Annotated in this window: 16 protein-coding genes; 8 read left to right on the forward strand and 8 right to left on the reverse strand. The window is 57.3% G+C overall.

Annotated elements, in window-relative coordinates; genetic code table 11:
- Window positions 1–80: 80 nt before the first annotated feature.
- Both lplT and aas read right to left on the reverse strand, forming a co-directional pair.
- Window positions 81–1,274 carry a lysophospholipid transporter LplT gene (gene lplT, locus ABLU87_RS03745; RefSeq protein WP_122117393.1) on the reverse strand — a complete coding sequence of 398 codons (1,194 nt, stop codon included), beginning with the start codon at window positions 1,272–1,274 and terminating at the stop codon, window positions 81–83.
- Window positions 1,267–3,426: a bifunctional acyl-ACP--phospholipid O-acyltransferase/long-chain-fatty-acid--ACP ligase gene (gene aas / locus ABLU87_RS03750; RefSeq protein ID WP_049078714.1), complete on the reverse strand. Its 2,160-nt coding sequence runs from the start codon at window positions 3,424–3,426 to the stop codon at window positions 1,267–1,269. The genes lplT and aas overlap by 8 nt, the downstream gene beginning before the upstream one ends.
- Before the next feature lie 622 nt (window positions 3,427–4,048).
- Here aas and galR point away from each other — a divergent pair.
- Window positions 4,049–5,065 carry an HTH-type transcriptional regulator GalR gene (gene galR / locus ABLU87_RS03755; protein WP_014839434.1) on the forward strand — a complete coding sequence of 339 codons (1,017 nt, stop codon included), beginning with the start codon at window positions 4,049–4,051 and terminating at the stop codon, window positions 5,063–5,065.
- On the opposite strand, the gene ABLU87_RS03760 is transcribed toward galR, so the two are convergent.
- From ABLU87_RS03760 to ABLU87_RS03775, 4 genes are all read right to left on the reverse strand, one after another.
- Entirely contained in the window at window positions 5,026–5,505 is a 480-nt protein-coding gene (locus ABLU87_RS03760; RefSeq protein ID WP_116279884.1) for a GNAT family N-acetyltransferase, read from the reverse strand. The two genes, galR and ABLU87_RS03760, sit on opposite strands and share 40 nt — an antisense overlap.
- On the reverse strand, window positions 5,502–6,275 hold the full coding sequence (locus ABLU87_RS03765) for a GntR family transcriptional regulator (protein ID WP_004105268.1): 774 nt from the start codon (window positions 6,273–6,275) through the stop codon (window positions 5,502–5,504). The genes ABLU87_RS03760 and ABLU87_RS03765 overlap by 4 nt, the downstream gene beginning before the upstream one ends.
- 68 nt (window positions 6,276–6,343) lie before the next feature.
- Entirely contained in the window at window positions 6,344–7,771 is a 1,428-nt protein-coding gene (locus tag ABLU87_RS03770; RefSeq protein WP_122117394.1) for a glycoside hydrolase family 1 protein, read from the reverse strand.
- Between the two features lie 7 nt (window positions 7,772–7,778).
- Window positions 7,779–9,116 carry a PTS transporter subunit EIIC gene (locus ABLU87_RS03775; protein WP_047722968.1) on the reverse strand — a complete coding sequence of 446 codons (1,338 nt, stop codon included), beginning with the start codon at window positions 9,114–9,116 and terminating at the stop codon, window positions 7,779–7,781.
- A gap of 303 nt (window positions 9,117–9,419) precedes the next feature.
- Between ABLU87_RS03775 and ABLU87_RS03780 the strand changes: the two genes are divergently transcribed.
- Window positions 9,420–10,421 carry a LacI family DNA-binding transcriptional regulator gene (locus ABLU87_RS03780; RefSeq protein ID WP_162140818.1) on the forward strand — a complete coding sequence of 334 codons (1,002 nt, stop codon included), beginning with the start codon at window positions 9,420–9,422 and terminating at the stop codon, window positions 10,419–10,421.
- A gap of 39 nt (window positions 10,422–10,460) precedes the next feature.
- Here ABLU87_RS03780 and lysA read toward each other — a convergent pair whose 3' ends face one another.
- On the reverse strand, window positions 10,461–11,723 hold the full coding sequence (gene lysA, locus ABLU87_RS03785; RefSeq protein ID WP_046876736.1) for a diaminopimelate decarboxylase: 1,263 nt from the start codon (window positions 11,721–11,723) through the stop codon (window positions 10,461–10,463).
- A gap of 133 nt (window positions 11,724–11,856) precedes the next feature.
- Here lysA and ABLU87_RS03790 point away from each other — a divergent pair, with 133 nt between their 5' ends.
- On the forward strand, window positions 11,857–12,783 hold the full coding sequence (locus ABLU87_RS03790) for a LysR family transcriptional regulator (protein ID WP_025107408.1): 927 nt from the start codon (window positions 11,857–11,859) through the stop codon (window positions 12,781–12,783).
- Here ABLU87_RS03790 and ABLU87_RS03795 read toward each other — a convergent pair.
- Window positions 12,770–13,462, reverse strand: coding sequence for an aspartate/glutamate racemase (locus tag ABLU87_RS03795; RefSeq protein WP_025107407.1), 693 nt, complete (start codon window positions 13,460–13,462; stop codon window positions 12,770–12,772). The two genes, ABLU87_RS03790 and ABLU87_RS03795, sit on opposite strands and share 14 nt — an antisense overlap.
- Window positions 13,463–13,598: 136 nt before the next feature.
- Between ABLU87_RS03795 and ABLU87_RS03800 the strand changes: the two genes are divergently transcribed.
- The 5 genes from ABLU87_RS03800 to ABLU87_RS03820 all read left to right on the forward strand — a co-directional run bounded on the left by ABLU87_RS03800 (window position 13,599) and on the right by ABLU87_RS03820 (window position 18,649).
- Window positions 13,599–13,925 carry a cupin domain-containing protein gene (locus ABLU87_RS03800; protein ID WP_004853896.1) on the forward strand — a complete coding sequence of 109 codons (327 nt, stop codon included), beginning with the start codon at window positions 13,599–13,601 and terminating at the stop codon, window positions 13,923–13,925.
- A 495-nt stretch (window positions 13,926–14,420) separates the two neighbouring features.
- A complete protein-coding gene (locus ABLU87_RS03805; protein WP_014226679.1) occupies window positions 14,421–15,311 on the forward strand; it encodes a sugar ABC transporter permease in 891 nt (296 codons plus the stop codon).
- The gene (locus tag ABLU87_RS03810) at window positions 15,304–16,206 is read left to right on the forward strand and encodes a carbohydrate ABC transporter permease (RefSeq protein ID WP_014226680.1); all 903 of its coding nucleotides are present in this window, start codon (window positions 15,304–15,306) and stop codon (window positions 16,204–16,206) included. Before ABLU87_RS03805 ends, ABLU87_RS03810 begins: the two co-directional genes overlap by 8 nt.
- Before the next feature lie 12 nt (window positions 16,207–16,218).
- On the forward strand, window positions 16,219–17,346 hold the full coding sequence (locus ABLU87_RS03815) for an ABC transporter ATP-binding protein (RefSeq protein WP_014226681.1): 1,128 nt from the start codon (window positions 16,219–16,221) through the stop codon (window positions 17,344–17,346).
- 16 nt (window positions 17,347–17,362) lie between these two features.
- Window positions 17,363–18,649 (forward strand): ABC transporter substrate-binding protein, encoded by a 1,287-nt coding sequence (locus ABLU87_RS03820; protein WP_004105307.1) that lies wholly within the window; start codon window positions 17,363–17,365, stop codon window positions 18,647–18,649.
- Window positions 18,650–18,673: the final 24 nt, after the last annotated feature.

Genomic DNA, 18,673 nt, shown 5'->3' on the forward strand with positions numbered 1-18,673 from the left:
GGCGATGCTACGCATCTGTCCGGGCTACAAGTTCGTGCGGTTTGTAGCCCGGACAGGCGCGACGCGCCGCCTCCGGGAGATTATTTACGCCGTCCCCAAATCCACAGGGCAGTAATCGCCAGGGCGAACACCACGCCAAAGCCAATCCCTACGCCGACGACAGGAATACCGATGCTCACCGCCAGCGAATAGAGGCCCAGCATCAGCAGCATCGCCACGTTTTCGCCGAGGTTCTGCACCGCGATAGCGTTGCCCGCGCCGACCGTATGTTTCCCTCGCTCCTGCAGCAGGGCGTTAAGCGGCACGATAAAGAAGCCGCCGAACGCGCCGAGCAGCAGCAGCAGGGCAAACGCCGGCAGCAGCGCCTGCTGGATGGCGAAAAAGATGACCGCCACGCCAATCAATATCCCGGCGGGCATGCAGCGCGACACCGTTTCCAGCGTCACCAGCTTCGCCGCCGCGCCGGCCCCCAGCACAATCCCCACCGCCACCATCGCGTTAAGGTAGGTCGGCATGGCGTTGCTGGTAATGCCCAGCGCCGCCGGCACCCACAGCACCAGCAGGAAGCGCAGCGTCACGCCCGCCCCCCAGAACAGGCTGGTGCCGACTAACGAAAAGCGGGTCTCACCGTTGCGCCATAGCATCGTACAGGCGCTAAAGAAGCTGTGGGTCATCGGCCTGAAACGCCATGATTGCCCGGGACGCGCCGCCGGCAGCTTCGGGATCCACAGGTTGGCGACCACCGCGCCGGCGTACACCACCGCGCAGACGCCGAGCGCCGCCATGATATGCCAGTCCGCCAGGATACCGCCCGCCATCGAGCCGAGCAGGATCGCCGCAATGGTCGAGGACTCCATCAGGCCGTTCGCTTTCACTAACTTATCGCCGGTGGTCAGCTCGCCGAGAATGCCGTATTTAGCCGGAGAATAGGCGGCAGCGCCGATGCCCACCAGCGTATAGCCAACAAACGGATTCACGCCAAAGCAGATGCACCCCGCGCCGATCAGCTTCAGGCCGTTCGCCACCATCATCACCCGCCCTTTGGCAAAGCTATCGGCAAACTGTCCGACAAACGGCGCGAAGAGAATGTAAGCGCCCACAAACAACATCTGTAATACCGGTTGGCTCCACTCCGGGTAGAACAGTTGCTTCATCAGCGCCAGGGTGGCGAACAACAGCGCGTTATCGCCAAACGCTGAAAGAAACTGGGCGCAGATAACCGCCATCATCCCTTTCGAATACAGAGATGTGTTAGTGTGTACTGACTCACTCATTCGAATCTTCCGCCTGTTCAACCATGCCTTTAAGGGTGACAAAGTCCGGCTTGCCGCTGCCCAGTACCGGGAGCTGCTTCAGCCAGCGAATGTCGCGCGGTACCGCCAGCTCCGGTACGCCGTGTTCACGGGCATAGCGCAGCAGTTTTTCACGATTCAGTTCATTATCGGTGGTAAACAGCACCAGCGCCTCGCCTTTGCTGGCATCCTGTTTAATCGCCGTGGCGTGCATTTTGTCCGGCGAAACCGCCAGCGCCACCTGCTCGACCATCTCCAGCGACACCATCTCACCGGCGATTTTGGCAAAGCGCTTCGCGCGTCCCTGAATCCGCACATAGCCCTGTTCGTCAAAGCTGACGATATCCCCGGTGTCATACCAGCCGGCCTCGACTACGCCGTGCTGATTTTCCGCCGCGGGCGCTTCCAGCACGCCGGGATTCTCCACTCGCAGATAGCCGTTCATGATGTTCGGCCCTTTAAGCTGTAAACGGCCCCCCTCTTCAATACCGGGCATGGCCAGCAGACGCGCGTCCATCCCCGGCAGAATGCGGCCGACGGTGCCCACTTTCGCCGCCATCGGCACGTTGATCGATACCACCGGCGCGCATTCGGTGACGCCGTAGCCTTCAAGAATGCGCAGGCCAAACTTGTCCTGCCAGATCTGCTTTGTGCTCTCCTGCAGCTTCTCCGCCCCGGCGACAACGTAACGCAGGCGATAAAAATCATACGGATTCGCAAAGCGGGCGTAGTTGCCAAGGAAGGTGGAGGTGCCGAACAGCACGGTACAGTTGCGGTCATATACCAGCTCCGGCACCACGCGGTAGTGCAGCGGGCTGGGGTAGAGGAAGACCTCCGCGCCGGTAAACAGCGGGGTCAGCAGGCCGACCGTCAGGCCAAAGGAGTGAAACAGCGGCAGCGCCGACATAAAGCGGTCGTTGGCGGTAAAGTCGGCAATGGTTTTAATCTGCTCGACGTTGGCCAGCAGGCTTTTATGGCTATGCACTACCCCTTTCGGATTGCCTTCCGAGCCGGAGGTAAACAGAATCATCGCCGCGTCTTCCGGCTGCTGCGTAACCTGAGCCAGCTTCGGCATCAGCAGATGGCCAAAAATCCACAGCTTATCGGCGGCGGTAACCTCGCCTTTTAAATCTTCGAGAAATACCCAGCGTACCTGAGTCAGCTGCTCCGGCAGGTGCCAGAGTTTGCCTTTTTCGAGGAAGGTGCGTGAGGTAAACACGGTTTTGATTTCCGCCGCGGTAATGGCGCTGCTCAGGCCTTTGACCCCGGCGGTATAGTTCATCATCGCCGGGATTCGTCCGCGGGCGATCGCGCCAAAAATCACCGCCGCGCTTATTCCGGCGTTCGGCAGCATCAGGCCGATTTTTTCGCCCTGGGCGCTGTATTTTTCCAGAATGCGCGCCACGAAGAGGGTTTTGGTCAGCAGCTTACGGTAGGTGTCCGGCTGAAAATTGATATCTTCCACGCAGCGTTTGCGCGCGCCGAAGCGGTCCTGGGCCGCCAGCAGCGACTCATACAGCGTTTCGCGCGGGCGCACCGCCATCCGCGCCTCCATCATGATCTGATGCAGCATTTCACCGGCAATTTTACGCCGGTCGCGGGCGCGCGGCGCATCGGGCATCGGCAGATGCGTCGGCGGCAGCAGATGCAGCTGAATGCGCGGGAACAGGCGGCGCTTGACCAGCCCCTTCAGGCGGCTAAAGGGGGTTAGTTCAGCGCCTTCGATTCTCAGCGGCACGATGGTCGCCTGCGACTTCGCCGCCACAAAGGCGGCGCCGTCGTAAATTTTCATCAGCGAACCGCTCACCGAGATCCGCCCTTCCGGGAAAATCACCACCGGGCGCCCCTGCTCAATCAGGCGGACCAGATGTTTTATCGACATCGGTTTGGTCGGGTCCAGCGGCACAAAATCAATAATCGGCTTTAGCGCGCGCATAAACCAGCGATCGCTGATTGAGGAATAGACCGCGAACACCGGGCGCACCGGCAGGAAAAGCGCCAGCAGTACGCCGTCAATAAAGGAGACATGGTTTGGCGTAATCAGCACCTTTTGCTGCTGCAGCGCCTGGGGGTCACCGGTTAACTTGACCCGGTACAATCCTTTGAAAAGTAGTCTGAAAAATCCCAAAAGCATAACAACTCCGTTTGACCGGTTAATCAGTCAAAGCAGGTTACATGAGAAGGGACGGAAAATGCACCAGGAGGAGCGGAATTCAGGACAAAAAAAACCTGCGCATCCGCGCAGGTCGGTGCAAGATAATCAGTACGAAAAGCGTACTTAAAAAACTCACCAATCAATACCTCTGGGATCCTGATTGTCTCGTTTTTCCCGCCGCCGGCGCCAGCCATAAAACGCAAGGGAATGAGCCTAAGTGCAACCAGTTATTACTTTTTTCGCGAACTGTAACAACGGCTAGCAGCGGGCAAAAAAAAACCTGCGCATCTGCGCAGGCTGGTGTAATTAAGTGGTCAACCTGAAGTTGACTCCACCTATCAATACCTCTGGGATAGCCAGAGTATCAATGCAATGAATGGGTAAACCAGCGAACATTCGCAACAGCCAATCGCAAAGTGTAAGCAAAGGTGTGAATTGTCCGTTCCCGGAATCATTCTCCGCACCCCTGTGGGTAACTATTTCACCCGCAACGCTAATCTGCGTCACAATTGCATTAACCCAAAAGTACCAACCCTTGAATCTGCCGCGCTTTCCCGTAACATAAATGCCATGTAAACGCTTACCCTAAAAAAGGCCTGGTATGGCGACTATTAAGGATGTAGCCCGGCTCGCAGGAGTCTCCGTCGCTACCGTCTCCCGCGTTATTAACAATTCACCGAAAGCCAGCGAAGCCTCGCGCCAGTCGGTAGGCGCCGCGATGGAAACGCTAAATTATCACCCCAACGCCAACGCCCGCGCGCTGGCGCAGCAGTCAACGGAAACCGTCGGCCTGGTGGTGGGCGATGTCTCCGACCCCTTCTTCGGCGCGATGGTGAAAGCCGTCGAGCAGGTCGCCTACAATACCGGCAATTTTTTGCTGATCGGTAACGGCTATCACAACCTCCATAAAGAGCGCCAGGCGATTGAACAGCTGATTCGCCACCGCTGCGCGGCGCTGGTGGTCCACGCCAAAATGATCCCCGATGACGAACTGGCCTCGCTGATGCAGCAAATCCCCGGCATGGTGCTGATTAACCGCATCCTGCCCGGCTTCGAGCAGCGCTGCGTGGCGCTGGATGACCGCTACGGCGCATGGCTCGCGACCCGCCACCTGATTCAGCAGGGGCACACCCGCATCGGCTATCTCTGCTCTAATCACGCTATTTCCGATGCTGAAGACCGGCTGCAGGGCTACTGGGCAGCGTTAAAAGAGAGCGATCTGCCGTGCAACGATCGCCTGGTGACCTTTGCCGAGCCCGATGAGAGCGGCGGAGAACAGGCGATAACCGAGCTGCTGGGCCGCGGCAGGAACTTCAGCGCCGTCGCCTGCTATAACGACTCGATGGCCGCCGGCGCGATGGGCGTATTAAACGATAACGGGATTGATGTGCCGCGTGAGATTTCGCTGATTGGCTTTGATGACGTGCTGATTTCGCGCTACGTGCGCCCGCGTCTGACCACCGTACGCTATCCGATTGTCACCATGGCGACGCAGGCCGCGGAGCTGGCGTTAGCGCTGGCGGAGCATCGCCCGCCGCCGGAGATTACCCACCTTTTCAGCCCCACGCTGGTCCGCCGTCACTCGGTGATTGCGCCCCTCGACAGCGATAAATCGTAGCGGTATAAACTGACGGCGCTGGCCGGATAATCCAGGCCTTCGCCGATATACTGCCAGCCAAAACGCTCATAAAAATCGCGGCAGGCGGAGTAGAGAAATAGCTCGGTATAGCCCTGCGCTCTGGCATATCCGATGACGTGCTGCTGTAGTTTTCCCGCCAGCCCCTGCCCGCGCGCCTCAGGCGCCACGTAGAGCGCCGCCATCCACGGATAGAGATCCTGGCGGCTGATTAAATCGCAGCGCCACAGGCCGACGGTGCCCAGCAGCCTCTCGCCCTCCACGGCCACAAAGGTAATGGGCAGCGCTCCCGGCGTCTGGCTATGTTCGACAATGCTGGCGAAGAACGCCCACGGCAGCGCGTCAGCGCCAAACGCTCGCCAGAGCCACTCCGTTACGCATGAAGCGTGCTGCGGCACAGCGTAGAGGGGGTGAATAATCATACCAGCTTTCCCTGAAAAATCGGTACCGATTCAAAGAGATAGCCGTCAAAGTCCGGCGCGTCTTCATCGGAGAGCTCCAGCAGGCTGTTTTTGACATTTTCAAGATGCTGCCACATTGCCTGCCAGGCCCCCATCACATCGCGTCGGCGCAGGGCGGCGAGCAGCGTTTGCCGGTCCCCGAGCCACTTCAGCCGGTACGCCCGGCTGGCGATATGCACGTTGAACTGCTGCCACAGCGGGCTGCTGTCCATCTGCAGCCAGATGCGCTCAACCGTCGCCAGCAGCATCTGATTTTGCGTCGCGCCGGCCAGCACCAGGTGAAACAGCCGGGCGTTATCCTGGCTGGTATCGTTGGCGGCAATCGCCCGCTGTTCCTGCTCGATAATCCGCTTCAGGTTATCGATATCGGCGCGGGTGGCCATTTTGGCGGCAAAAGCGGCGATATTGCTCTCCAGCAGCTGGCGGGCCTGCAGGATTTCGAACGGCCCGACGTCGCTGCTCAACATCTGTTCTTCCTCGCTATCGTCCTCGTGCGGGATGCGCATCACGTACACCCCGGAGCCCTGGCGAATGTCGACCGTCCCCTGCAGCTCCAGCATCAGCAGCGCTTCGCGGACGATGGTCCGGCTCACGCCGTAGGTCTCGGCGATATTGCGTTCCGGCGGCAGGCGCGACCCGATGGGATAGCGCCCCTGCGCAATCTGTGCGCGTAAATCATCACCTATTTCCTGGTAGGGTTTCTTTTCCGGCGGAATGATAGCCTTCTCCACAATATCACCTGTGCGTTATGAGCCTGCGAGTCAATATCGGCCGCTATCTTAGCAAAATTTCAGCCCGGCTAGCGCCACTCATCGTCAATATCCAGCGTCAATTCCCGGCTCTCGCCTAGCTTACGGAACCAGCTGGCGGACGCCTTGGGCCGCCGCGCACGATTATTTTGCAGATCGATTTCAATCAGCCCGTAGCGATTTTTAAACGCGTTCATCGGCGAAACGTTGTCGGTAAACGCCCACAGCATGTAGCCGTGACAGTTGGCCCCTGCTTCCCGCGCGCGCAGCGTTTGCCACAGATGCTCGCTGATAAAACGGATCCGGTAGTCGTCGGCGATGGTGCCTTCACCATTGCGAAACTGCCCTTCGTTTTCCACGCCCATGCCGCTTTCCGCCACGAACCACGGAATATTGCGGTAGTCCTGCTTGATCCGCATCGCCATATCAAAAACGATTTGCGGATAAATCTCCCAGCCGCGGGAGTGGTTCATCCGCCGCCCCGGTAGCTCAAAGGGCTCATAGTAGTAAGCCGGATGGAACGGCGTCTGCGGATGCCAGGCGCGCGATGGAGCCTTAACCCGATGCGGGTAGTAGAGATTAATCCCCAGCTCATCAACGGTGTTGTCGCGGATTATCGCCAGCTCCTCCGCGTCATAATCCCAGGAGACCCCGTGCTGTTCGAGCAGGGCCAGTAGCTCAGGCGGGTAGAGGCCGTGGACCAGCGGATCGAGGAAAACCCGGTTATAAAACAGATCGTAGCGTTCGGCGGCGCGTACATCGTGCGACGCTTTTGAGCGCGGGTAGGTGACCTCCGGGTTAAGAATGCAGCCTACCGTGCCGCGATAGCCTTTCTCGCGAAACAGCCGGACCACTTTTGCCGTCGTCAGCACCTTGTGGTGATTCCACTGCATCCAGGTGCCGGTGTTCTGCTCGTAAGGCCAGCGCAGCGCATCCAGATAAACGCGGGTCTGCACCACGATCGGTTCATTGAAGGTAAACCAGCGCGTGACTTTGTGGTGATAGCGGGCGAACACTTTCTCCGCGTACTGCACAAACAGCTCAACCACCTTTTTTGACGCCCAGCCGCCGTACTGCTCCAGCAGATAGCCGGGGAGTTCATAGTGCTCAAGACAGATCATCGGCTCGATGCCGTTGGCCAGCAGTTCATCGAAGAGCTGGTCGTAGTACGCCGCATAGTCTTCATCGACCGTGACGTTTTCATAATCGGTGAGAAAGCGCGACCAGTTAATCGACGTGCGGTAGTGGGTCAGCCCCGCCAGCTTCATCAACTGCACGTCTTCGCGGAAGCGGTTGATAAAATCGGTCGCCACCGCCGGGCCGTAGCCGTTATGCCAGACGCGGCGGTCGTTCTTGTACCAGAGATCCGGCCAGGAATCCTGGCCCGCTTTCTTACCGCTCCAGCCCTCGGTTTGCCACGCGGAAGCGGCGGCGCCGAGGATAAAGTCGCGGGGGATCGCCATCTTTACTGTCGTCATTGTGTCCTCATATCTGTTGGCTGGCCTGGTCGTTCTCTGCCTGGCGCTGAGCGTTTTCCGCGCGGCGGGAGGCTATTTTGACGAACGGCAGATAGATCAGCACCGCGGTCAGGATGCAGATAAGCTGCGTCACCACCGCCCCCATCGAACCCGCCGTAGAGAGCCAGGCGTTGATCAGCGGCGGGGTGGTCCACGGCACCATCACCACCGCTTTACCGGCAAAGCCGGCGGCGGTCGCGAAGTAGCCGATGCTGCCGGTCACCAGCGGCGTAATGATAAAAGGGATCGCGAGGATCGGATTGAGCATGATCGGCATGCCGAAAATCACCGGTTCGTTAATATTGAACAGACCCGGCCCAATCGACAGCTTGGCGATCTCTTTCATCTCTTTGCGTTTGGTGGCGATCATGACCGCGATCAGCAGGCCAATCGTCAGCCCCGATCCGCCGATGCTCATATAAACGTCCCAGAACGGCATGGTGATGATATTAGGCACCTCTTTGCCCTGCTCAAAGGCGCTCATATTGACGGTGATGGCTCCCAGCAGCAGCGGTTCGCGGATCGGTTTGATCATCTGGTTGCCGTGGATGCCGATAACCCAGAACAACTGCGCGACAAACATCAGCAGCAGGATCCCCGGCAGGCTTTGCACCACCCGCTCCAGCGGCTGCTGCACCACCTGATAGACCGCGTCATACAGGTACATGCCGGTGGCCTGATGGAAAATAAAGCCAAAGGTGGCAATCACCGTGGTGGTGATAATGGCCGGGATCAGGGCGGAGAACGACGCCGATACGTTGGGCGGCACGGTATCCGGCATCTTGATCTTCAGCCCCTTGCGGCCCTCCAGCCAGCAGTAGATCTCCACCGACAGAATGGCGATAAACATACCGAGGAACAGGCTACGGGTATCGGAAAACTGGCGCAGCAGCACATCTTTCACTTCATGCATTTGCCCGTCGACCATCATTTCGACGGTGGTCGGCGTCACGCAGATAAAGCAGATCACCGCCAGCAGACCGGGGAACAGGCTCTTGATGCCGTTAATCCGCCCCAGCTCGATGCCGATAAGAAAGACCGCGCCAATATTGAGAAAGTTAAGGGTGGCGTAGTTGATCGCGCTGGTAATGGGTTTCAGCGCCGCCAGAAAAGAGAGCGCCTGAAAGCTGGCGAGTCCGTTTTTCGGATCCAGCACCATATTGGAGATCAGCACCGAAAAGGCGCCGACGATGATCACCGGCATCAGGGTAATAAAAGCGGATTTTATCGCCATGATGTAGCGGTAGCTGTTGAATTTCGTGGCGAAACTCCCCAGTGAGTCGATCAGTTTGTCCTGCAATGCCATAGAGGATACCTCAGGTTTAAGGGCTTTTAGCGCACCAGGTGTACAGCCAAACACCTATTGGCATACCAAAAAATAGCCACTGGGGAGAATAAGTTCTGTGATTAAGCTCCCAACCCGTTCATTGGTATTCCAGAAAGGCGATAATTGGCATACCGCATTTGCGGTTTTCTTTTCCCTGCGATCAATTCCTGTAAAAGCGTGATCGCGATGGTTTTTTACCGCGCCATGAAGCCATATCCCCCTGAATGTCTGTGATAAACTGCGGTTCACCACGTGATATCAGGAATCGGATGAATGGCTACAATGCTGGATGTCTCAATTCGCGCAGGCGTCTCTAAAGCGACGGTTTCCCGCGTGTTGAACGGCACAGGTCAGGTGAAAGAGAGCACCCGCCAACAGGTTTTTAAGGCGATGGAAGAGCTGGGCTATCGGCCAAACTTTCTCGCCCGCTCGCTGGCAAACCGCACGAGCAACAGCATCGGTCTGGTGGTTTCCACCTTTGACGGTTTCTATTTTGGCCGCCTGCTGCAGCAGGCTTCTCGCCAGACGGAAGCCTGGGGCAAACAGCTGATCGTCACCGACGGCCACGATGCGCCGGAGCGTGAAGAAGAGGCGGTGCAGATGCTGGCCGATCGCCAGTGCGATGCCATCGTGCTCTACACGCGCCATATGAGCGAAAAGAAGATTATGTCGCTTATTGAGTCTATCGCCATGCCGCTGGTGGTGATCAACCGCGACGTTAGCCAGGCCCGGGAGCGCTGCGTGTTCTTCGAACAGCAGGACGCGGCGTTTCAGGCGGTTGAGTACCTCATTGCCCAGGGCCATCGCGATATTGCCTGTTTGACCGTGCCGATGCACACGCCGACGGGTAAAGCTCGCCTGGAAGGCTATCGCAACGCGCTGAAGAAGCACGGCATCAAGTGGGATCCGGCGAAGGTGAAATACGGCGACTCCACCATGAGCCGCGGCTATGAACTCTGCTGCGAGCTGCTGGAAGAGAAAACGCCGTTTAGCGCGCTGTTTTCCTGTAACGATGATATGGCGCTGGGCGCGTCGAAAGCGCTGCATCAGGCAGGGCTGCGGATCCCGCAGGATATTTCGCTGTTTGGTTTTGATGACGCGCCGAGCGCGAAATGGCTGGAGCCGGGGCTGTCGACGGTCTATCTGCCGATCGATAACATGATCACCACCGCTATCGATCAGGCCATCAAGCTGGCCAACGGCCAGCCGATCGAGACCATACCGCCGTTTACCGGCAAGCTGGTGCTGCGCGAGTCGGTCACCACCGGGCCGTATTACGCATAATTAGCGGGCCCGATAAGCGAAGCGCCATCGGGCAGCGCCTTACAGCAGCTCGAGCGCGAGCAGCTCTTCAATGGTCTGGCGACGGCGGATCAGCCGCGCTTTGCCGTTGTCGAACAGCACTTCCGGCAGCAGCGGACGGCTGTTGTAGTTAGAAGACATCGACGCGCCGTAAGCGCCGGTATCGTGCAGCACCAGATAATCCCCCGGCGCCACCGCAGGCAGCAGGCGGGTTTCCACTTTCCCCCCCTCCTGCTGGGTAAATACATCGCCCGATTCGCACAGCGGCCCGGCCACTACGGTTTCAACCTCCGCCGCGGCGCGCAGATCGCGGCCGTCCGCGGCGAGAGCGGTAATATGGTGATAGCTGCCGTACATCGCCGGGCGCATCAAATCATTAAAACCGGCGTCAATCAGCACGAAGTGGCGGCTGCCCATCTCCTTCACGCTGCGAACCTGAGAAACCAGCACGCCGGACTCCGCCACCAGGAAGCGACCCGGTTCGATCTCAAGCGCGACCGGATGGCCCAGATGTTTAGCGATCTGCTCGCGCGCCGCGTTCCACAGGCCGAAGTAGTGATCGGTATCGATCGCCTCTTCATCTTCGTGATACGGGATCGACAGTCCGCCGCCGGCGGAGATCGCCTGCAGATCCTGCCCGAATTCAACAACCTGACGCACCATCGCGCCGCAGACCTGTTCCAGGTGACCATAGTCGACCCCAGAACCGATATGCATGTGAATCCCCACCAGCTGGAGCTGATAGCGACGCATCACTTCCAGCGCCGCCGTTAAATGGCTGTGCCAGATCCCGTGCTTGCTGTTCTCGCCGCCGGTATTGGTTTTTTGGCTGTGGCCGTGGCCGAAGCCCGGGTTAACCCGCAGCCAGACGCGGTGGCCCGGAGAGACTTCGCCCAGCTGGCTCAGCATATCAATTGAGCCGGCGTTGACCGGGATCTGCAGCTCTTTAACCCGCGCCAGGGTTGCATCGTCGATCAGATCGGCGGTAAAGACGATATCTTCCGGATGCTGATGCGGATCGTACCCGGCCGCCAGCGCGCGCTCGATCTCGCCCAGCGACACCGAATCCACCTTCACGCCCTGCTCGCGCATCAGGCGCAGAATATGGATATTGGAGCAGGCCTTCTGCGCAAAACGCACCACGTCGAACTGGCTCAATTGGGCAATCTGGCGGCGGATAATCTGCGCGTCGTAAACCCAAACCGGGCAGCCGAATTCGGCGGGCAGACGCAGCAGGTTTTCTGCGCTCAGGTCGGTATCGGTAGCGTAAAGCGAGTGTGGCATAAGGAACTCCGGTGCTGTGTGTGCGTTATTTCTGTTTTTTACGATTACGCCACAGCGCGTACGCAATAAAAAATATCGTTTTATTGCCACTCTATGCAAAAATGATATGGCTTGCGCCACTTAAGGAACCCCCATGCCCGCCGTCAACCTGCGTCATATTGAAATCTTTCATGCGGTGATGACCACCGGCAATCTGACCGAGGCCGCACGCATGCTGCATACCTCGCAGCCCACCGTCAGCCGCGAGCTGGCGCGTTTTGAAAAGGTGCTGGGGTTGACGCTATTCTCCCGCACGCGCGGGCGCCTGCAGCCTACGGTTCAGGGATTACGTCTGTTTGAAGAGGTGCAGCGATCCTGGTACGGTCTGGACAGAATCGTCAGCGCCGCAGAAAGCCTGCGCGAGTTCCGCCAGGGCGAGCTGTCGATAGCCTGTCTGCCGGTCTTCTCCCAATCGCTATTGCCGCTGCTGCTGGCGCCGTTTTTAGCGCGCTACCCGGACGTCAGCCTGCAAATTGTCCCCCAGGAATCACCGCTGCTGGAGGAGTGGTTGTCGGCCCAGCGCCACGATCTGGGATTGACGGAAACCCTGCATACCCCCGCCGGAACCGAGCGTACGCCGCTGCTGACCTTGAATGAAGTGTGCGTACTGCCGCAGGGCCATCCGTTAGCGGCTAAGCCGATGCTGACGCCTGCGGATTTTCACGGCGAAAACTACATTAGCCTGTCGCGCACCGATAGCTATCGCCAGCTGCTCGATGCCCTGTTTGTCGAACATCAGGTCAAACGGCGGATGGTGGTGGAGACGCACAGCGCCGCCTCCATCTGCGCGATGGTAAGAGCCGGGGTCGGCATTTCGGTGGTTAACCCGCTCACCGCCCTCGATTATGCCGGGAACGGCGTGGTGGTACGCCGCTTTAGCGTTGAAGTGCCTTTTACCGTTAGCCTGGTGCGCCCGCTTCACCGCCCCGGCTCCGCGCTGGTCGATGCCTTCGCCCTGCATTTGCAAAACAGCATGTCGCGTATCCTGACGCCGCTCGAAGCGGTACTCACGACAGCATAAACTCCACCGCGTCCGCCGCGTGAATCGCGGCCGTATCAAACACCGGCAGCGGGCTGCTCTCTTCCGGCACCAGCAGGCCGATTTCGGTACAGCCGAAAATCACCCCTTCCGCCCCCTGCTCCGCCAGGAGCTCGATGACCTGAAGATAGTAGTCGCGTGAATGCTCGCTAAAGACGCCGAGGCACAGTTCATCAAAAATGATCTGGTTAATCCGCTCACGATCTTCAGCCTCCGGGATCAGCGTGTCGATAGCGAACTGCTGCTGCAGGCGCCCGCGATAAAAATCCTGCTCCATGGTATAGCGGGTCCCTAATAGCGCAACGCGGTTCTGCCCTTTCGCGGTAATCGCCCGTCCGGTCGCGTCGGCAATATGCAAAAACGGCACATCGCAGCGCGTTTCAATCGCCTGCGCGACTTTATGCATAGTGTTGGTACACAGGACAATCCCCTCTGCGCCCGCCTGCTGCAGGCCGGCCGCCGCCTGGGCGAGGATCTCGCCCGCGCGCTGCCAGTCGCCGCTTGACTGGCAGGCTTCAATTTCGTGGAAATCCACGCTGTGCAGCAGCAGGCTGGCGGAGTGCAGGCCGCCGAGGCGCGCTTTAATACCTTCGTTAATCAGCCGGTAGTAAGGAATCGTCGATTCCCAGCTCATGCCGCCTAACAGACCAATCGTTTTCATCATCCCTCCTTGTGTGAGGTTTTCAGTAAAACAAAGTTGTGATCGACTTTCCACTTCTCCCGACGATCGTTTCCTTTTAGAAGATTATGCGATAGATTAAATGAAACATTGTTTCATTTAATTACAGGACCAGCGGATGTTTATTTTTCATAAAGAGACCACCCTTGAAGATCTGGGCAATGGCGTCACCCGCCGCATCCTTGCGCACGATGGCAAGATGATGGCGGTTGAAGTGAACTTCGAAGCGGGCGCTATCGGGCCGATGCATAATCACCCGCACGAGCAGCTCACCTATGTGCTCTCCGGCGAGTTTGAGTTCACCATCGGTGATGAAAAGCACGTGGTCAGCGCCGGCGATACGCTCTATAAGAAGCCGGAAATTATGCACGGCTGCGTCTGCCTGAAGCCGGGCACGCTTCTTGATACCTTTACTCCCGTTCGTCAGGATTTTCTGCAAAAGTAATTTCTCCTGCCCCAGGGCATGCCAGGCGTGCCCACCATTTTCTGAACTTTTCCGCTAATAATAATTGTCATAAAGTATGTCGTAGCATAATGATTAGCAGAGCAATTAATCCCGCCTGAATAGCCTCACTGCGCCTGCCGCTCATCCTTTTCTATGACTTGGCTTCCTGCAAAATGCGCGCGCCAGCACCTTTTTGAAACATCGTTTCGACTTTGATCACATTTCCGCGATCAACCGAATGACTCCGTAATAAATAGCAATAAAATAAAATTAAAACGGCGTTTTACAAAATCAGGACGCCGGGTAAGACAAAATCAAAAAACAGATGTTCTCCAGGGACGACAAGCGCGCAAAAGCGCTCAACACACGCACCGTTAACAAGGAATGATTTACCGCTGACATACCAGGAACGCATTAACTTTCCGGCGGCACGGGCCGCGGGAAAGGCAGTAACCCCGAATCCGTATTACAAACTCGTAAGCCAGGTAGGTATGTATGAATGAAAACAGAATGCTGGGATTGGCATGGATATCCCCCTATATCATAGGGTTGATAGTCTTTACCGCCTTTCCCTTTGTTTCATCTTTCTTCCTCAGTTTCACTGAGTACGATTTGATGAGTCCACCGGTGTTTAACGGCATCGAAAACTATCGCTACATGCTGACCGAAGATGGCCTCTTCTGGAAATCGATGGGCGTGACGTTTGCGTATGTCTTTTTAACCATCCCGTTAAAGCTGGCTTTCGCGCTGGGGATCGCTTTTGTCCTCAACTTTAAGCTGCGCGGCATCGGTTTTTTCCGTACCGCCTACTATATCCCGTCCATTCTCGGTAGCTCGGTGGCGATCGCCGTTCTGTGGCGCGCGCTGTTTGCTATCGACGGCCTGCTGAACAGCTTTATCGGCGTACTTGGCTTCGACCCGGTCAACTGGCTCGGCGAGCCCTCGCTGGCCCTGATGTCCGTCACCCTGCTGCGCGTCTGGCAGTTCGGTTCGGCGATGGTCATCTTCCTTGCGGCGCTGCAGAACGTTCCGCAATCACAATATGAAGCGGCGATGATCGATGGCGCGTCAAAATGGCAGATGTTTATGAAGGTCACGGTGCCGCTGATCACGCCGGTGATTTTCTTCAACTTCATCATGCAGACCACTCAGGCGTTCCAGGAGTTTACCGGCCCGTACGTCATCACCGGCGGCGGCCCAACCTACTCCACCTATCTGTTCTCGCTCTATATCTACGACACCGCCTTTAAGTACTTCGATATGGGCTACGGCGCGGCGCTGGCGTGGGTACTGTTCCTGGTGGTCGCGGTCTTTGCCGCCATTGCGTTTAAGTCTTCAAAATATTGGGTGTTCTACTCCGCCGATAAGGGAGGCAAAAATGGCTGATATCCAACAAATCTCTGAAGCAAGGGACATCGCCGAACGTGAAGTCGCGCGGACGCTGCGTCGTGAAAAAGTCAGCCGCTCAATTCGCTACGTGATCCTGCTGTTCGTCGGCCTGCTGATGCTCTACCCGCTGGTATGGATGTTCTCGGCGTCGTTCAAACCGAACCACGAGATCTTCACCACCCTGAGCCTGTGGCCTGCCCACGCGACATGGGATGGCTTTATCAACGGCTGGAAAACCGGCACCGAGTACAACTTCGGTCACTACATGCTGAACACCTTCAAGTATGTGATCCCGAAAGTGCTGCTGACCATTATCTCCTCCACCATCGTGGCCTACGGCTTTGCCCGCTTCGAGATCCCGTGGAAGAAATTCTGGTTCGCCACGCTGATCACCACCATGCTCCTGCCGAGCACCGTACTGCTGATCCCGCAGTACCTGATGTTCCGTGAAATGGGCATGCTGAACAGCTATCTGCCGCTGTATCTGCCGCTGGCCTTTGCCACTCAGGGGTTCTTCGTCTTCATGCTGATTCAGTTCCTGCGCGGCGTTCCGCGCGACATGGAAGAAGCGGCGCAGATTGACGGCTGCAACTCTATTCAGGTGCTGTGGTACGTGGTGGTGCCAATTCTGAAACCGGCGATTATCTCGGTGGCGCTATTCCAGTTCATGTGGTCCATGAACGACTTTATCGGTCCGCTGATTTACGTCTACAGCGTGGATAAATACCCCATCGCGCTGGCGCTGAAAATGTCCATCGACGTCACGGAAGGCGCTCCGTGGAACGAAATTCTGGCAATGGCGAGCATCTCCATTCTGCCGTCCATCATCGTGTTCTTCCTGGCACAACGCTACTTCGTACAGGGCGTTACCAGCAGCGGAATTAAAGGTTAAGAGGGAAATATCATGGCTGAAGTTATTTTCAACAAACTGGAAAAAGTCTACTCCAACGGCTTCAAAGCGGTACATGGTATCGATCTGAAAATCGCGGACGGCGAGTTTATGGTTATCGTTGGGCCGTCCGGCTGCGCCAAATCCACTACCCTGCGCATGCTGGCCGGTCTGGAAACCATCAGCGGCGGCGAAGTGCGGATTGGCGAAAAAATCGTGAATAACCTCGCGCCAAAAGCGCGCGGTATCGCGATGGTCTTCCAGAACTACGCGCTCTATCCGCATATGACGGTGCGCGAAAACCTTGCCTTCGGCCTGAAGCTGAGCAAGCTGCCAAAAGACCAGATTGAGGCCCAGGTTAACGAAGCGGCGAAAATCCTTGAGCTGGAAGAGCTGCTGGACCGCCTGCCGCGCCAGCTCTCCGGCGGCCAGGCACAGCGCGTGGCGGTTGGCCGCGCGATTGTGAAGAAACCGGATGTATTCCTGTTCGATGAACCGCTCTCTAACCTTGACGCCAAGCTGCGCGCCTCGATGCGCATCCGTATTTCCGACCTGCATAAGCAGCTGAAGAAATCCGGTAAACCGGCGACCACCGTGTACGTTACCCACGATCAGACCGAGGCGATGACCATGGGCGACCGCATCTGCGTGATGAAGCTGGGCCATATCATGCAGGTGGATACCCCGGACAACCTCTATCACAAGCCGAAAAACATGTTTGTGGCCGGGTTTATCGGCGCGCCGGAGATGAATATTCGTCCCAGCAAGCTGGTTGAGCAAGCGGGTCGCCTGCATCTGACCGTTGGCGACGGGCTGCTGCCGCTAAACGACAGATTGCAGAGTAAGGTCGAGACCCATAAGAACCAGCAGGTGTTCTTTGGCGTCCGCCCGGAGTTCGTCTCCATCTCCGATGAACCGTTTGCTGAAGGCTCCTGCGCCGGTGAAATGGTGCGGGTGGAAAACATGGGCCATGAATTCTTCGTCTACCTGAAGGTTGCCGATTATGAACTGACCGCCCGCGTGCCGTCCGATGAAGCGAAGCCAATGATTGAGAAAGGGCTTCATCGCACGGTGCATTTCAAGTTCGATCTCAACAAGTGTCATATCTTTGACGCCAAAACTGAACAGAACATCTCTCTGTGAACCCTGGAGTATTAAAATGAAAAAAGTGCTTTTAAGCGCCGCAATCTCCGCAACTTTGGGCCTTACCGCGTTACCTTCCATGGCGAAGGATGTCGACCTGCGTATGTCATGGTGGGGCGGCAACGGCCGCCACCAGGTAACCCTGAAGGCGCTGGAAGAGTTTCATAAACAAAACCCGGATATTAATGTTAAAGCGGAATATACCGGCTGGGATGGCCATCTTTCGCGCCTGACCACGCAAATCGCCGGCGGCACGGAGCCGGACGTGATGCAAACTAACTGGAACTGGCTGCCGATCTTCTCGAAAAACGGCGAAGGCTTCTACGATCTGAATAAGATGAAGGACGTAATCGACCTGAGCCAGTTTGATGCCAAAGAGCTGCAAACCACCACGGTGGACGGCAAGCTTAACGGTATCCCTATTTCCGTCACCGCGCGCGTGTTCTACTTCAACGACGAGACCTGGAAAAAAGCCGGCGTCGAGTACCCGAAAACCTGGGACGAGCTGATGGCGGCGGGTAAAACCTTTGAGAGCAAGCTGGGTAAACAGTATTACCCGGTGGTGCTGGAGCACCAGGACACCCTGGCGCTGCTCAATTCATATATGATTCAGAAGTACAACCAGCCGGCTATCGACGAAAAAACCAAGAAATTCTCCTACAGCAAAGAGCAGTGGGTCGAATTCTTCCAGATGTATAAAAAGCTTATCGACAGCCACGTCATGCCGGACACCAAGTACTATGCCTCGTTCGGTAAGAGCAATATGTATGAAATGAAGCCGTGGATTCAGGGCGAGTGGGCGGGGACCTATATGTGGAACTCCACCATTAACAAATACTCCGACAACCTGAAGCCGCCGGCGAAGCTGGAGCTGGGCAGCTATCCGATGCTGCCGGGCGCTACCGACGCGGGTCTGTTCTTTAAACCTGCGCAGATGCTCTCCATTGGTAAATCCACCAAAAATCCGGAAGCGGCGGCGAAGGTGATCAACTTCCTGCTGAACAGCAAAGAAGGCGTTGAGACGCTGGGACTTGAGCGCGGCGTGCCGCTGAGCAAAGTCGCGGTGCAATACCTGACCGAAAACGGCGCGATCAAAGAGGACGATCCGGCGGTATCAGGTCTGCGCCTGGCGCAGTCCCTACCGGCCAAACTCTCGGTGTCGCCATACTTTGATGACCCGCAGATCGTCGCCCAGTTTGGCACCTCTCTGCAGTACATCGACTACGGGCAGAAAACCGTAGAAGAGACGGCAATTGACTTCCAGCGTCAGTCTGACCGCATCCTGCGCCGCGCGATGCGCTAACAACCCGTTATCGGTCCCTACCCC

Source organism: Klebsiella sp. CB_Kp196 (assembly GCF_040061575.1).
Classification (GTDB): Bacteria; Pseudomonadota; Gammaproteobacteria; order Enterobacterales; family Enterobacteriaceae; genus Klebsiella; species Klebsiella michiganensis.